Raw genomic sequence first — 15,145 nt, forward strand, 5'->3', positions numbered from 1 at the left:
GCGACGGTTGAGCATATCCTCCTGTTGCCACAGAACGGCGACACAGGTAGTGATTCTGCGTGTTTCATCATTCAATGGCGGTTTGGTATAGTGGCTGCATGAAGGTCCGAACGTCTCCGTTCCAGGCCTTTTCATGGAGGATGATCGACTTGCGGAGTCAGGCGATGGACAGCACACCGTTTCCGCTTCATCTAAATCCGAAGTTCCGCGGGGACTCGGACATCGGCCGCGCCGGCCGGCTGCTGCTCTACCTCGGAGCTGGCCACCATTCCCTAAATGCGATCGATTAGGCACGGAAAGCGCGCTGAAAGCGATTCAAGTCGCGCCGAGTCGACGCGGTTTTTTGAGCTTTCGCCTCGAGTCTCGCCGGCGGGTGCAGAATTGCCCATCTCGCGTCGGGCGGACCGCGAAGCGACTCGGTACGCAACGGCTGTTGGAAGGGAACTCGTCGCTACCGTTTTAACTTACAGGGATTGAAGATGAGAATATTTGTCGTCGAGCCCTCGGGCCAGGGAGGGCTGGTGCACTATGCCTACGAGTTGTGCACCGGACTCGCGAATGCCGCAGCCGAGGTCACGTTGGTGACTACGGAGGAGTATGAACTCAGCGGCTATCCGCATAATTTTCGAACCGAAAAGCGCTTGCATCTGTGGAATACCGTCGACTCGCGCTCGGTTCGCGCGCAGCCGCGGGGCGTCTTGGGAAAAACCTGGCGCCGGTTCTGGTGGACGGGGCGAAGAGTCCTGAGATTCTCCCGGCTCATCGGCCAGTGGGTGCGCCTGACCGACTATCTGATCGCGGAGAAACCGGACGTCATTCTGTTCGGAAGATTCCATTTCCCGGGAGTCTCGTTCTTTCTCCGGAAACTCAGGCGCCACGGCCTGATCTTGGCCGACGTGTGCCACGAGTACCAGTCTCGCGATCCAAGTTTGTCCAGAATCAATGCCCTGATCGATAAAGTGACGGAGTATTTCGAAAAGACCGTCTATAAAGCGTTCTCCGCCGTGTTCGTCCACGGCGAAATCAACCGCGACCGTTTCCTGGCCGAACTCGAGGTGCCGCCTGAACGTGTCCATATCATTCAGCACGGCGTGTCGAGCCTATTCTTCAGCCAGGCTCGAAATGTCGGCCTGGCGGAACGCTACGGCATCCAGCCAACCGATAAGGTCGTGCTGTTTTTCGGCAACCTTCGGGTGAGTAAAGGCGTTCCCGACCTTCTCCGAGCTTTCGCTCTGTTGAATGCCGACCATCTCGGAGCCAAATTGGTCATCGCCGGCTATCCGACGCAGTCGGTCGACGTGCATGAATTGCGCGAACTGGCCCGCGAGCTCGGCATAGAGCGGCGCACGGTCTTCGACATCCGTTACATTCCGAACGAGGAAGTAAGTGAATTGATGCACCTCGCGACGGTGGTAGCCTTTCCTTATCTTAGCGCCACTCAAAGCGGACCGCTGATGGTGGCACACGCGTTCGGCCGTCCGGTCGTGGCGACTTCGGTGGGCAATTTTCCGGAGGTGGTGAAAGACGGCTGCACCGGCTTGCTCGCGCCGCCGGCATCTCCGCCGGCTTTAGCCGAAGCTTTGCAAAGGATTCTAACGGTTCCGGATCTCGCCGAGCGGATGGGCGAGGATGCCAGAGCGCTGGCCGAAAAGCAGTACAGCTGGAATTCCATAGCCAAAGGCATGCTGACGGTACTCGAAAATATTATTTCGGAGCCTGCCGTTGGTGAAAAGACAGCGTCATCGGCAAACAACGCACGGACGGTAGCACGATGATCAAGATCGAAATCGTTCAATCGGAGGAGGAATTTCTGGCACTCGAGCCGGAATGGAACGGACTGCTCGAGGAATCCGGGCTGGGAAACATATTCCTTACTTGGGAATGGATGTCCACCTGGTGGACTTGTTTTGGGCGGCAGCATTTCCAGCCCTGGGTCATAACCGCCCGCGACGGAAACGATGGCCGGTTGGTCGGGCTACTGCCGCTTGCCTCCCAGACGATAAGCTTCGGCGGTCTGCGCCTGCGGCAATTGTCGTTCATGGCCGGCGACCGAGTCATCGATCATCTCGACGCGATCAGCAGGCCGGGCTATGGAACGTTCGTGATTCCGTTCCTGGTCGATCGCCTGATCGGAAAGCGGGTCCGGCACGATTTCGTCCGGCTCGATGCCATGAGAGCGGACTCGGCCTTTGTCAAAGCGCTCCTTGAAGCCGTCGAACACCGCCGCGGTGCCAGGCATATGGCAATCGATTCGGTTTGTCCCTATCTCTCGCTTCCGGATTCCTGGGACAGTTATTGGGCCTCGATCGGAAAACAGAGCCGATACAATTTCAATCGCAAGGCCAAACGGCTTCAGGCGCGAGCGAATGGCGCGATCGATTATCGAAGAGTCGAATCCAAGACGGAGCTTTCCGATGCCGTCCGCGAGCTGGCACGGCTGCACCAATCCAGGCAGCAGCAAAAGGGCAACGCCGGTGCTTTCGCCCAAAGTCGAGCGGTCGAGTTTCATAGCCGGGTTGCCGAGCGTTTCCTTGAGAAAGGATGGCTTAGGCTGTACTTGCTCATGGTCGGCCGCCGTGCGATCGCAGCGATCTATTGTTACCGGTTCGGCAGCACGTTCAGCTTTTATCAATCCGGTTACGACCCGGCTTGGTCCGACTGTAGTCCGGGGACCTTGATCATGCTGCATGCGGTTAAGGAGGCGATCACCGAGGGAGCGGACGAATTCGATTTTCTTCGCGGCGAGGAAGCGTACAAGTCCTTGTGGACGAATACGGCGAGGACGGACCAGCGCTTGCGGATCGCCTCGAGTCCGCCCGGCTGGCTGATTCTCAGTGCTTACCAGTTGGCTTATAAAAGCCGCCGGGCCATCAAGGCGAATTTGAACTGGGGTACCCGCCATGCCAAAGCCGTATCCTGACCGTGTCTTGTATCTGATCGATTCCCTGGGCATGGGAGGGGCCGAACGCATGCTGTTCAACTATCTGCGGCATCTCGACCGGAACCGCTGGGAGCCCCGCGTTTGCGTTTTCCGGGTGCGGGACGGAAATCCCATTGCGTCCGAAATCGAAGGACTGGGCATACCGGTGGATCTGATACCGGTTTCGCGCATCCGCGATTTCGTGAAGCTCATACCGCTCGTGCGCTATCTTCGGCGGCATCGTTTTGACCTGGTACACACTCAGCTCGAAGCCGTCACGGTGCACGGCGGGATCGCCGCAAAATTGGCCGGTCTTCCCGCCGTGCACACCTTGCATACGTTCGCCTATCCGGACGCAACGGCTCGCGAAGTCCGCAGAAGTGAAATCACCTGGTTCGCCCTGAGAAGCTTTCACGACAAAGTCATCGCGGTCTCCGAGGCCGTCGGGGATTACGCCGTGGCCAAGGGCCGCGTTCTGCGGAAGAGGATTTCGGTGCTTTACAACGGGATCGATACGAATGCGTTTCGGCGCGGCAACGAGATAGAACGAGCCGCGGTGCGCAAGGCATTCGGAATACCGGCTAGCGCGGCATTGGTCGTCACGGTTGCGGTACTGCGCCGGGAAAAGGGAATCCAGTATCTGATCGAGGCCTGGCCCGAGATTCTTAAATCGGTGCCGAACGCCTATTACCTGATCGTCGGAGGCGGTCCCTACGAAAGCCAACTAAAGTCCCTGGCCGCGACCTACAAGCTGACGGATAGGGTGTTATTTGCCGGTGCGCGCAGCGATATTCCGGAATTGCTGGGGAGCAGCGATCTTTTCGTGCTGCCCACACTCGACGATGTGCTTCCGACGGTGTTGGCCGAAGCGATGGCGAGCAGTCTGCCCATTGTCGCGAGCCGTGTAGGTGGGGTTCCCGAGATGGTGGAACCTGGGAGGAACGGTTTGCTTGTTCCGCCGACCGATCAAGCCCGGCTGGCGGAAGCCTGTATCCGCCTTTTGCGCATGCCGGACGAAGCGCAGCGGTTGGCGCAGGGCGGGCGCGCTCTTGCCGAGTCTCGTTTCAATGTGCGTAGCCAAGTGCGAAAACTGGAGAATCTTTATCAGGAACTCATCGGGCGGACAGACAACTCCTGTTAAATTCGGTCGGACACCTATCCTCGATCAGGTGGCTTCTGCATTCGAACGATAGAACAGATGGTGAACCTTGCACTGGAAGGATAGGCTGGTCAGCCGGGGGTGGACGCCGTAGCGTCGAAGTTCCAGCATGGGCGTATCGGCCGTATTCGGACCCTGAATGGTCGTCGCTGCGGCGTGAATTCCGCAATCTTTGAGAATCTTCAGTGTTTTGTGATCGTAATCGGATGATCCTCCGTTCGGATACGCGAACAACCGGCAAGCGTGCCCGGTCCAGTCGGAAATCGATCCAACGCTTTGTTCGATTTCATCGCGTGCTCGGTTTATCGGAACCCTCGTAAGAATCGAATGAGAGGCGGTGTGAGCTCCGAACTCGATTAAACCGGACTTTGCCATGGCAGCAATCGCGTCCCGGTCCAGGATTCGAAACTCCGGTGCAGAGCCGAGAAGACTGTCGTCGACCTGCAGTTTCTCGATAATTTCATCGAGTTGTTCCAATAGATCGGAATGATTCAGCTTCTTGAGAAGTCCTTGGAGATTTTTCGATGCCATGGCCTTCGCGCTTGCCGTAGACAGGTCCAGCTTAAGCCCCCGCCATTCGAGATACCGATTATGTGTATTCGCAAGGGCCTGAATCAAATGGCAAAACCAAATCGTCTCAGAACTTCCGACAAATCCGGTATTAACGAATACCGTCGCCGGAAAATAAAATTCCCGTAAAATCGGAAATGCGACATCGAATACATTTTGATAGCCGTCATCAAAGGTAATGACAACGGTTGGGGCGTCTACGGATCCGGTTCGCAAGCGTTGGAGGGCATCAGACAAGGAGACTACTCGGCAGTGTTTCGCGAGGTATTCCATCTGCTCGCGAAACTGGGTTTCCGTGATAAAACAGTAATCAGAAACCGTCAGGGCCTGGCGTACCACGCCGTGATACATCAGGATTGTGAGCTTGTCTCGGTATAGGGATCTCGGCAGCAGCCGCGGTAATCGAAAAAAGGGCTCCGTTAAGGTAACGGAATCCCGGGCGATGGGTTTTATAACCGATTCTGGATTTGACATATAGCAATCCCGCTATGAGTTAAGGTCCATCTTAATCACGTCAAATCAACCGATTCCTTATCGGTTAATATTTAAGCCGAGTTTATCAGCTGACTCGCCATACAAGCAATGAAAAAGATGATCCTGATCTTCAGAAATCTCTTTTCCGGAAATAATAGAGTTGTTTCAGATGCTAAACAATTGTAACAGGCTGTTGATTTTCTCGGCCCTGGAAGCCGGATAAATTCGTTGGATGGAGCGCCTAAAATAGGCATAACCGATTGTTTGTCATGGCAAAATAATATCATTTCAAGATGCTTTGGACGCTTTCATGCGCGGCGCCGACATCACCCAGCAAGAACTCTTCAGCTACCGAACCTTGGAAGACCGGATTCCCAAGGATCATCCCCTTCGGAAGCTCCGGGCCGTGGTCGACATTCTGCTGACCACGCTGGACTCGGAATTTGATGCCCTCCATGCCCGGACCGGCCGGGAGTCGATTCCGCCGGAGCGGCTGCTGCGCGCCAGTCTCATCCAAGTCTTGTTCTCTGTCCGCTCCGAGCGGCAGTGGGTCCAGCAGATCGAATTCAATCTTTTGTACCGCTGGTTTGTCGGGCTGACCCTGGATGCCGAGGTCTGGGACCACTCCACCTTCAGCGCCAACCGGGATCGGTTGCTGAACGAGCGGATTTCCCGGCTGTTTTTCGAGCGGGTCGTGTTGCTGGCGGAATGGCGGGACCTTTTGTCGGACGAGCATTTCTCGGTGGACGGCACGCTGATCCAGGCGTGGGCCTCCATGAAGAGCTTTGTGAAAAAGGATGGCAGTTAGCCCCCGCCGGAGGCCGGAATCCGTCAGTCGATTTCAAGGGCGAAAAGCGCGCCAACGCGACCCACGCCTCGACCACTGATCCGGAGGCTCGCCTTTACAAGAAAAGCGAAGGGGATAAAGCCCAACTGTGCTTCATGGGCCATGCCCTGATGGAAAACCGGACCGGCCTGGTCGTGGATGTCGAGGTGACGCACGCCACCGGCACGGCGGAACGGGACGCGGCCAAGATCATGATCGGTCGCACCGTCACGAAGCCCGGCGCGACGGTCGGGGCGGACAAGGCTTACGACGTGCCGGAGTTCGTGCAAGCTCTCCGGGAGCAGCGGGTCACGCCGCATGTCGCCCGGAAGGAAAAAGGCTCCGCCATCGATGGCCGCACCACCCGACACCCCGGCTACCGGACCCGCCTGAAGAGGCGTAAGCGGGTGGAAGAAATCTTCGGGTGGTCGAAGACCGTGGGCGGGTTACGCCAGACCCGGTTCCGGGGTTTGAAGAAAGTGGCGGCCCAGACCGTGTTCACTTTCGCCGCCTACAACCTGACCCGGTTGGGTGGGCTGTTCGGCTGGCGGTGGTCGACGGCCTAGGCGGGCGTCTGCCCAAAATTCGCCGAAAGGCGGCAAGAACCCCCAAGCGGGGGGATGAAAACCGGCTAGAACCGGGATTTCAGCGCTAAAAGGACCTTCAGCACTAAAAATTAAGCCGCCGATAAAGGGTAAAGCCGAAGGCATGGCGGCGAATTTCAACAGCCTGTTAGGGCCGCCCTGTTTGACGTGTTTTATCTCGCCCTTTTCGACACGCTCTCGATCGATGGCTTGAGCGGCCGACTCGAATACTTTGACGAGGGCTGTGAACTTCGCCTTGGGCATTCCAATCAACGATGCCACGATGCGGTCATCGGTTATTTGGCTAAATTTGTCGTAGATCATGGAAGGTTTTTATATTCGGATTTGTTTGAGAAACAAGTGGGCTATCAATACCATGCATTAGCATCAGGTACAACTCTAATGTAATTAAGAATTAACGAATGCTTTGATTCTGTGACAAAAAGGCGAATCCGCGAGAGCGCAATACCGGGAAATCAGGTTGTTTTCGTCCTTCGAAGGGTATCTATCGCGAATCATGCGCTTCCCGGCGGCCGCCACATCGGCGCTATACTGCGCGCCGGTTTGCCGGATCGGATCGTTAGTTCCGGAACTGGCTTTTTTTGGGGCGCGGGTCCTTCCAATCGCAAACGGCGCCTTCGGGAGCGCCGAAGTCGCCCTTCCAATCGCAAACGGCGCCTTCGGGAGCGCCGAAGTCGCCCTTCCAATCGCAAACGGCGCCTTCGGGAGCGCCGAAGTCGCCCTTCCAATCGCAAACGGCGCCTTCAACCGCAGACGCAGAATCGGATACGTCCAGCTACCGCTTGTGGAAAAATCGTGAACGCGAAGATGTTTTTCGACGATTACCTTCGTGGCGCCGCAGTTACGGTCGGTCTTGGATTGGCCGTAACCTTCCTGGTGATTGCTCTTCTCTGGCCCGACACATGCCGGGTTTCGTCGACTGGCAGATCATTCTGATGTGCATTGGTCTGCTTATCGTCAATCATCCCAAAAAACCGCAGTTGAATTTCCGAAATGACCGCAATGTCCCATCAGCCGCCGCATTCCCTCACCCCAACCCCTCTCCCTCTGGGAGAAGGGCTGGGGATGAGGGCCTAGCGCTTTTCGGGTTTGTATCCAACTGCCGGATTTAGGATCATGCTCTCGAAAGCACGGAACTGCCGACGCTGGCGGATGCCGGATTCGACTTGCATGAGCCGGGACCGCTTTATGGGGCATCGTTCCTGCTGAGCAATATCTGTCCAATGTGCCTGCCGTGATGCTGCTGCTGCCGATGGCCACCCATTCCGGCGCGGGACTCCTGATGGTATGTATGGGTTGAGAATGCCGTGACGCCGGCTATAAACGAATCTCGTCCGATTCGCCCGCTTCGAGTTCCTTTATGATCTCGGCCTGCTGGTCGCTGCGGACCCGGTCGAGATAGGTCTTGGCCTTGTCGACCTCGTGCGACAGAAGTTCCACGGTCTGTTTCAAGTTGCCGAGTGCTTGGGTCTTGTAAGTCGCGATGGCGTCCATGGTTTCGTAGATGTTCTCGAACGCGTGCTTCAACTGATCCAGGGACACGGCCGAGCCGGAGGCCTGTTCGTGAGTGCGGGCGGCCTGCTGTTTGAGGAGGCGGGACGTGGATGCGATCAGGTTGCCGGTGGTGGTGTTCAGGGCGGAAATCTGATCCAGTACCAGCTTCTGGTCGGTCAGAGCCTGCGCCACGATCACCGCGGTTCGGAGGGCCGATACCGTCGTAGACGTGGCGCGGTCCACGCCCTTGATCAGTTCCAGGTTGTTCTTGCGGATCATGTCCATCGACAAATAGCCCTGGATCGTCACCGCCATCTGGGTCAGGAGATCCTGGACTTTCTGGCGCGTGTAAAAGAGCATTTCCTCGCGTACCACACGGGCCTTTTCCGGATTCTGAGCCTCGATTTCCGGCAGGCGGCGCTCTATGGCCTCGTCCAGTTTCTTGCCCAGGTAGATGTATTGTTCCAGCCTTTGCATCACTTCCCAGGCATGGACTTTTTCCTGTTCCAGGGCGGCATTGTCCTTGCGAAGTTCGTCCTGGCCGTTGTACAGCGCCTGGATGATGGCGTTCAGGTGGGTTTGCGCGGACTGGTAGCTCTCGAAGTAGTTTTTCAGCTTGTTGCCGAGCGGAATGATGCCGAGCAGTTTCCGCGGCGCAAGGAGATCGCCTTGCCGTAAAGGGTCGAGCTGCTCGACGGTCGCGCGCAGTTGCTGGAGCGATTTCGAGATGTCCGAAGTCTCGTCGTATACCCCGGTTTGCATGGCCCTCACCGGGCGCTCCAGGAGCCGGTTGGAAACCGTCGCGGCGGCCCTGATCTCCCGATTTCCCATGTTGTGTACGCCGGATAAGCGTTCCCGGAACTCGCCATCGTTGACATCGGCGGCCAGGACCGCGTGCAGGAATTCCGTGATTTTCTCGTCCAGCTTGGAAACGGTTTCCTTGTCCAGCTTGACCATGCCGGTCGCTTGTTCCTCGCCGATTTCGGGGACCGGCTGTGGAGGCGTCAAGGTTAAGGTATCGTCGGCTTCAGCCATGGTTTTCTCCGGATGACGTTCAGTAAATTGAAGGCGGATTGGCATCCCTTTAGATCGAATTCGGGGCAAATTATCGAATCATGCGGCGCGAAATTCTCTTAGCCGAGATTTCGAATCACAATGGCGGCGCCCCCGAGCGGACTGCGCTCGACAACGAGCCGGCCGAGATAGGTCCGTACGACGGAATCCACGATGGCGAGTCCGAGCCCGTGGCCGGGTACCGACGAATCGGTGCGTTCGCCGCGGCGAGTGACGCGTTCGGCTACTTCTTCGGCTATGCCGGGACCGTCGTCGTCGACCCTCAGTTCGAGATGGGAACTCGTTCCCAGCGGTTCCAGTACCGTCCGGGCGCTGAGTTCGACGCGGCTCCGACACCACTTGAAAGCATTATCGAGAAGATTTCCCAGGATCTCGAGCAAATCGCCCTCGTCGCCGTGAAAGACCACGCTATCCTCGACCAGGATTCGACAGTCGACCCGTTTCTCGGCATAGACCTTGGACAATGCGGCCACGACCTGCCGGGATTTTTCCGCGATGCTGACCGGCGGGGTCAGGCTGGTTCGTCCGGAAGCGGCGGCCCGCTTCAGTTGATATTCGATGATGCGAGTCATGCGGTCGATCTGCTCCTGGGCGACCGTGCCGATATCGGAATCGGGGTTCGGGTTCGGTCGCTCGATGGCGCCGCGTAACACGGCCAGCGGAGTTTTTAGACTGTGTGCGAGATCGCCGAGAGCGTCCCGATAGCGGCTGAGGTGAGACTGCGCATTGTCCAACAGTGCATTGAGATTGTCGGTTAGTCCTCGGAGTTCCTCCGGATAGTCGCCGACGAGCTTATCGGCGTGCCCCGCCTCGATGGCCGAAAGGTCGGCAGCGACCCGACGAAGCGGCGAAAACGCCCAGCGCAGTATGGCGCCCTGGACCAGCAGCAGCACCAGCGCGGCGGCACCGAGCCAAGCCCAGAGACTGCGTCGGAATTGATTGACCTCCGCATAGAAACCATCCAGGGTTTCGGCTACTCGAAAAACGCAGCGGACCGGTTTGCGGCGTGTGTCCTCCTCCCACAGTACGCTGAAACTGAGCACATAAACCGGCGTGCCGTCTTCCAATACGGTGTGGATGAATTGGGCCGTGCCGGTCTGGGGGAGAGGTGTGGCGGGAATTTCGATGCCGGTTGCGGAAGGGGACCGCCAATCCGGCTTGCGCCTTCCTCGCCGGATGTCGGCATAAAGCCCGGACCCGGTCTGTTTGAAGCGGGGCTCGTGCAGGTTTTCGGGGCCTGTCATGATGCCGCGGCTATCCAGTTCCGACCCGGCCAGCAGGGTATAGACGAATCCTTGCAGTCTATCGCGCATGGCCTCCTTCGCACTGTCGCGAAACGCCTTGTCGAGGACCAGGCCCGTCGCGCTGAGAAACGCGACCAGCACCACGCTGGCGACGAGCAGTCCCCTCGTCTGAAGGGAATAGGTCATCCGGGCGTGCGTTCCAGGGTAAACCGGTATCCGCGCCCGCGGAGCGTCTCGATGGGGCGGAGGTCGTTCCGCGGATCGAGTTTGCGGCGCAGGCGGGCGATGAAGACTTCGATCACATTGCTGTCCAGATCGAATTCCTGATCGTAGATGTGCTCGATCAGGACGGTTTTGGAGATGACCTTGCCGGTATTCAGCATCAGGTACTCCAGAACCTTGTATTCCTGGGCGGTCAATTCCACGGGCCGGTCATCGACGCGTACGGTCTGCGCTCCGGTATCGAGCACGATCGGGCCGCAGCGCAGCACGGATTGCGCGATGCCGGCGGAGCGTCTCAGCAGCGCCTTGGTTCGGGCAAGCAGTTCTTCGAAATGGAAGGGTTTGCTCACGTAATCGTCGGCTCCGGCGTCCAGCCCCTCGACTTTGTCTTGCCAGCGGTCGCGAGCGGTGAGAATCAGAATCGGGAAATTGAGGCCGTCGGCACGCCAGCGTTTGATGACGTCGATGCCGGAGACCAGCGGCAGCCCCAAATCGACGATCGCGAGATCGAACGGATATTCGCGTCCCATGAACACGGCTTCCTTGCCGTCGGCGGCCGCGTCGACGGCGTAGCCCAAGGCCTGCAGGCGCGTCTTGAGCTGGGCGCGCAATTCGGCTTCGTCTTCCACGATTAGCAGGCGCACGGGAATCGCCTCGAAGGTGGCTGATTGAATGGTTTCAGCGGACAAACCTCATAAAAACGAGTCGCTGGGAGCGCGATTTCCGAACGCTCATCCCCGGCCATCCACGTGGAAAACCTTCACCCGGCCGTCCGGCAAGAGCACTTTGATGCGATACGTGACGCCGCCGCCGTTTCTGATGGTATCTGCCGACAGGATGCGGCCGCCGGTTTCACGCCGGATGCGCTGTATGGCCTGGTCCAGGCTGATGCCGGGCCGGACTTGTGGCTGGCGCGCGATGAAGGGCATGGCCGGAGCATCCCGACCGAACGGCGGCTGCGAATGGGCGGCAGATGCCGCCAGCAGCAGACAGCCCAGGATGACGAACGAAAAGCGTTTGTTTATCACGCGGCTCGATGCGAGTGGGGCGTTTCCGACAAGCGAGGCGGGCGGCAATATGCCGCCCGGCCCTTGGGTAGGCGCAGAATAACACTCTCTGTTCCGGGACGACAACGGACACTACCATGTCACCGAGCAAAGAGGAGGCGCCTGGATTCAGTGGCCGATCTCGTGCCCCAATACGGCTCCGGCCACCGAGCCGGCGATGATGGCTCCGTGATTGCCGTAGCCGGCCTGTTCTCCGACCAGGCCGCCGAGCACGCCGCCCGCGACGATCGGTAGGGCTCCGGTCAAACCGCTGCTACGGTTGTAATAGGCAGGATAACGGTCGCGGTAGATCACCCGCGGCGGCTGGTAACGGTGAATATGCCGATGCACTACCCGCGGCGGACGGTAATGGCGCGGCGCAGGCCTGTGGTAATGGTGAATCACTTTCGGACCATGATGATGGCCGTGGTGATGATGCCGGTGATGATGTCCGTGGTCCCGGTGGCCGCCTCTGGCTTGGGCGCCGGAGGCGAAAGCGAATAGGCTGATTGCGAATACGGCAATGATGATTTTATTCAGCGGTCTCATGACTTGATCCCCTGTTTAAACACGTGAAACTGGCGCCGGTACCAAACCCATGATGTTCGCCGGCAGGATGAAGATAGTCCTTCGTTCCTGAATGGATGCTGAATGGGGAGGCAACTCCCGGGCGAACCGGGTTCCGGCCCACGGCCATGCCGAATCAGGCAATCAGCTTCAGTCCCGGGGGCAAGGCTTCGCCGAAGAGGCGTTTTTCGTCGGCCTCGGTAAGCTCTTTCACTTCGGACACCATGGCGATCCACGAGTCTGGCGCTTTGCCTGCCTTCAGCCGTTCGATGACCTGTGTTCTAAGTGTCGGATCGATGTCGCGTTCCCGGTCGCCGCTGAGTCTCGCGATGAGAGCGGCGGCGAAGCCGGCATGCGCTTCTTTCTTGAAGTCGCGGCTCAGGATCTGGGCCAGCCATTCCTCGGCCTTGGCGCGCGGAACCACGTTATGCACGCTACCGTGGAACGGCACGCGGGCCCCGACGCGGCCCAGCGCCCACCAGCTTTCCGCGGGTTCGCCCGGCTTGGCCAGGCGTTGGAGCAGCCAGTTTCCGAGGTCGATCTTTTTGGACACAGGGAGCCGTTCCAGCACGGCCGCGAGTCTCACCATGTCCTCGTAACTGCGCTTTTTCGCGAGGGTAGGCAGGTTGCCGCGCCGGGCGGTTTCGGGATTGATGAAGTCGGCCGAGTCCTCGAAGATCGAAAGCTGCCCCTCCTCGTTCAGACCGCCGGCGAGCCGTCGCCAGCAGGTCCACCATTCGGCCCAGTTCTGGCTTTCATTGACGAACTGTAGACCTTGCCGGTAAACGGCAAAGACCTGTTCGACCCGCCAATCGTCCAGGGGATAGCCGAATCCGGGACGGAGGCAGTACCCGGTGAGGCTGAACCACAAGCGCTCGTGCTCTGCGGACCGCCGCCGGTGAGGCAGTCCTTCCAGCAATGCGCCGGACAAGTCGCGCAATAAGGCGGTATCCCAGGCGGTTCGGGGCCCCAGAATCTTCTCGAGTTCGGAACGCAGTCCCTTGACGAGCTTGGTATCGGCCGCTTTCGCTTTTTTGCCGAAAACCAGTCGAATTTTCTCCGTGGCCAGGTCGAGGTGCGGATGTCGGTGAGTTTCGGGCAAGGCCGTTCGCGGGGCGGCCTGCCGCAGCTGAAATTCGATCTTCCAGCGCCGCTTGGGATCGTCGGCCGCGACGCAATGCAGATCGAGAGTGCCGACCTCGGTCAGAGAGGCAGCGATTTGTACGTCTTGCTCAGCCTGTCCTTGCGCGCTTTCCCGGTCCAGGATCGCGGCGAGGGGTGGCAGGTGGACAAAACGATCCTCGTCGACTTCTGCAAGTTCCCCCGCTTGGAAGCGTCGGTCTTCGCTGGACGAGGCCAGGTTGAAGCGAACCGGCTGTCCGAGCCTGAGCCGGAAGCTGCGGTCGCTCAAAACGATCTCGCGGCCTTCCTCGGTTCCACGCGGCAGAATGCAGACACCCTTGGGCGTTTCATCCGGACCGGTTTCCACTATCAGAAAATAACTCCGCGCCGAGCCGCCGCCAATGCGCTGCACCGCATGGCCGCGCCTCGCCAGTCCGTAAGCCACCGCGCCGTAGGCGACAGCCAAATCGGGACGTTCATTCTTGAGCAGGACGGGGCGTCTTTTTCCCCATGAGCTCAGGAGATCCACCATGCGACCGGCCAAGGTCGCACTGCGGAATACGCCGCCGTTGAGCAGCACGGCGTCCGGGACCGGCTCAGCGGAGTCCGACTGGAGCGCTTCGCGCGCGGTCTCGAAATGGTGCGTCAGAAAAGCGGCCAGATGCTTGCTGATCGCGGGATCGGCGGCGTAGGGCAGACCGAATTCGACAACGCCGATTCGTTTGCGATCGGGATAGTCGGAGAGACACACCATCGGAAAGAAGCCGTCGAGCGCGATGTCTCGAACTTCGCTGCGGGCCAGTTCGGCCGAGCGCGCGCCGCCGATGAGCCGGGCTCCCGCGCCGAGCACGGTAACGCTTGCCGAATCCGGCGCGTCCGGTGCCAACAGGCATTCCTTCGCCAGCCGGCATTGTTCGACCAGCTGGGAAAGCTCGGCCGCGGACAGCCTGCGGTCCTTGCCCACCAACCGCCGTTCCGCGAGATGCGCCAGGGTCAGATCGATGTTATCGCCGCCCAGCATCAAATGATTGCCGACCGCGATGCGCGTGAGCTTCGGTTCTTCCCCGCCGGGTTCGACCTTGATCAGAGTCAGGTCCGTCGTGCCGCCGCCGACGTCGCAGACCAAAAGCAGGCGCACCTCACCGAGCTCTTTACGCAAGGTCTTGCGGTGGTTCCAGAGCCAGTCGTAGCAGGCCGCCTGCGGTTCTTCGAGCAGGCGTACGTTCGGAAGTCCCGCCAGCCGGGTCGCTTCCAGCGTTAAAGTGCGCGCGGCCTCGTCGAAGGAGGCGGGCACGGTGACCACGATTTCCTGATCTTCCAGCGGCGCTTCCGGACGGTGGTAATTCCAGGCCGAGCGCACATGGCGGAGATAGCTCGCGCTGGCCTCGACGGGAGAGATTTTCGGAATCTCGTCGGGAGCGCCCCAGGGCAGGATGGGCGCGGTGCGGTCGGCGGCGGCATGGGACAGCCAGCTCTTGGCGCTGGTCACGAACCGCCCCTGGCTCTTCGCGCCCAGGATTCGCGCCAGCCTGCCGATGATCGGACGATAACTCGAGTCCGGTTGCGGTGAGGACCAGGGCAGACGTACGTCCGCCTCGGCCAGCTCGTCCGACGAAGCGTGATAACGTACCGAGGGCAGCAGCGGCTCCGCCCCGATCTCGCCAGGTGCAACCAGTTGGTCGATATGGAATAGCTCGATTTCGGCCTGCGCGGCCTTGGCAAGCTCGGCACAGGCGACCACGGTATGGGTCGTTCCCAGGTCGATGCCGACGAGGTATCGGGGCGTCTGGCGTGATGTTTCGGACATGGGGAAGGGTGGCCG

The 15,145-nt window shown here is 59.3% G+C and carries 10 protein-coding genes and 1 pseudogene; 4 read left to right on the forward strand and 7 right to left on the reverse strand.

Annotation, left to right across the window (positions count from 1 at the left end; all coding sequences use genetic code 11):
* Positions 1-479 precede the first annotated feature (479 nt).
* Genes sS8_RS01325 through sS8_RS01335 form a run of 3 tightly spaced genes read left to right on the forward strand, consistent with a single transcriptional unit; the run spans position 480 to position 4,061 of the window.
* On the forward strand, positions 480-1,775 hold the full coding sequence (locus sS8_RS01325) for a glycosyltransferase family 4 protein (RefSeq protein WP_119628075.1): 1,296 nt from the start codon (positions 480-482) through the stop codon (positions 1,773-1,775).
* Positions 1,772-2,920, forward strand: coding sequence for a GNAT family N-acetyltransferase (locus sS8_RS01330; protein ID WP_119628076.1), 1,149 nt, complete (start codon positions 1,772-1,774; stop codon positions 2,918-2,920). The genes sS8_RS01325 and sS8_RS01330 overlap by 4 nt, the downstream gene beginning before the upstream one ends.
* Complete coding sequence (locus tag sS8_RS01335; RefSeq protein WP_119628077.1) at positions 2,901-4,061, forward strand: glycosyltransferase; 1,161 nt, start codon at positions 2,901-2,903, stop codon at positions 4,059-4,061. The genes sS8_RS01330 and sS8_RS01335 overlap by 20 nt, the downstream gene beginning before the upstream one ends.
* Before the next feature lie 24 nt (positions 4,062-4,085).
* Here sS8_RS01335 and sS8_RS01340 read toward each other — a convergent pair whose 3' ends face one another.
* A complete protein-coding gene (locus sS8_RS01340; RefSeq protein WP_119628078.1) occupies positions 4,086-5,123 on the reverse strand; it encodes a polysaccharide deacetylase family protein in 1,038 nt (345 codons plus the stop codon).
* 310 nt (positions 5,124-5,433) lie between these two features.
* On the opposite strand from sS8_RS01340, the pseudogene sS8_RS01345 reads away from it, so the two are divergent.
* Positions 5,434-6,515: pseudogene (locus sS8_RS01345) on the forward strand (IS5 family transposase).
* A 1,356-nt stretch (positions 6,516-7,871) separates the two neighbouring features.
* On the opposite strand, the gene sS8_RS01360 reads toward sS8_RS01345, so the two are convergent.
* The 6 genes from sS8_RS01360 to sS8_RS01385 form a co-directional block, all read right to left on the reverse strand.
* Positions 7,872-9,083, reverse strand: coding sequence for a toxic anion resistance protein (locus tag sS8_RS01360; protein WP_119628080.1), 1,212 nt, complete (start codon positions 9,081-9,083; stop codon positions 7,872-7,874).
* A 98-nt stretch (positions 9,084-9,181) separates the two neighbouring features.
* Entirely contained in the window at positions 9,182-10,552 is a 1,371-nt protein-coding gene (locus sS8_RS01365) for an ATP-binding protein (RefSeq protein ID WP_119628081.1), read from the reverse strand.
* Entirely contained in the window at positions 10,549-11,232 is a 684-nt protein-coding gene (locus sS8_RS01370) for a response regulator transcription factor (RefSeq protein WP_119632561.1), read from the reverse strand. Before sS8_RS01370 ends, sS8_RS01365 begins: the two co-directional genes overlap by 4 nt.
* 87 nt (positions 11,233-11,319) lie before the next feature.
* Positions 11,320-11,616 (reverse strand): PepSY domain-containing protein, encoded by a 297-nt coding sequence (locus tag sS8_RS01375; RefSeq protein WP_119628082.1) that lies wholly within the window; start codon positions 11,614-11,616, stop codon positions 11,320-11,322.
* 147 nt (positions 11,617-11,763) lie between these two features.
* Positions 11,764-12,183 (reverse strand): hypothetical protein, encoded by a 420-nt coding sequence (locus tag sS8_RS01380; RefSeq protein ID WP_119628083.1) that lies wholly within the window; start codon positions 12,181-12,183, stop codon positions 11,764-11,766.
* A gap of 154 nt (positions 12,184-12,337) precedes the next feature.
* On the reverse strand, positions 12,338-15,130 hold the full coding sequence (locus sS8_RS01385) for an Hsp70 family protein (protein WP_119628084.1): 2,793 nt from the start codon (positions 15,128-15,130) through the stop codon (positions 12,338-12,340).
* Between the last annotated feature and the right edge of the window lie 15 nt (positions 15,131-15,145).

Source organism: Methylocaldum marinum, assembly GCF_003584645.1.
GTDB lineage: Bacteria > Pseudomonadota > Gammaproteobacteria > Methylococcales > Methylococcaceae > Methylocaldum > Methylocaldum marinum.

Coding starts and splice junctions, on each gene's coding strand:
- sS8_RS01365 (WP_119628081.1), bottom strand. CDS start 10,552: ATGACCTATTCCCTTCAGACGAGGGGACTGCTCGTCGCCAGCGTGGTG.
- sS8_RS01360 (WP_119628080.1), bottom strand. CDS start 9,083: ATGGCTGAAGCCGACGATACCTTAACCTTGACGCCTCCACAGCCGGTC.
- sS8_RS01340 (WP_119628078.1), bottom strand. CDS start 5,123: ATGTCAAATCCAGAATCGGTTATAAAACCCATCGCCCGGGATTCCGTT.
- sS8_RS01335 (WP_119628077.1), top strand. CDS start 2,901: ATGCCAAAGCCGTATCCTGACCGTGTCTTGTATCTGATCGATTCCCTG.
- sS8_RS01330 (WP_119628076.1), top strand. CDS start 1,772: ATGATCAAGATCGAAATCGTTCAATCGGAGGAGGAATTTCTGGCACTC.
- sS8_RS01325 (WP_119628075.1), top strand. CDS start 480: ATGAGAATATTTGTCGTCGAGCCCTCGGGCCAGGGAGGGCTGGTGCAC.
- sS8_RS01385 (WP_119628084.1), bottom strand. CDS start 15,130: ATGTCCGAAACATCACGCCAGACGCCCCGATACCTCGTCGGCATCGAC.
- sS8_RS01380 (WP_119628083.1), bottom strand. CDS start 12,183: ATGAGACCGCTGAATAAAATCATCATTGCCGTATTCGCAATCAGCCTA.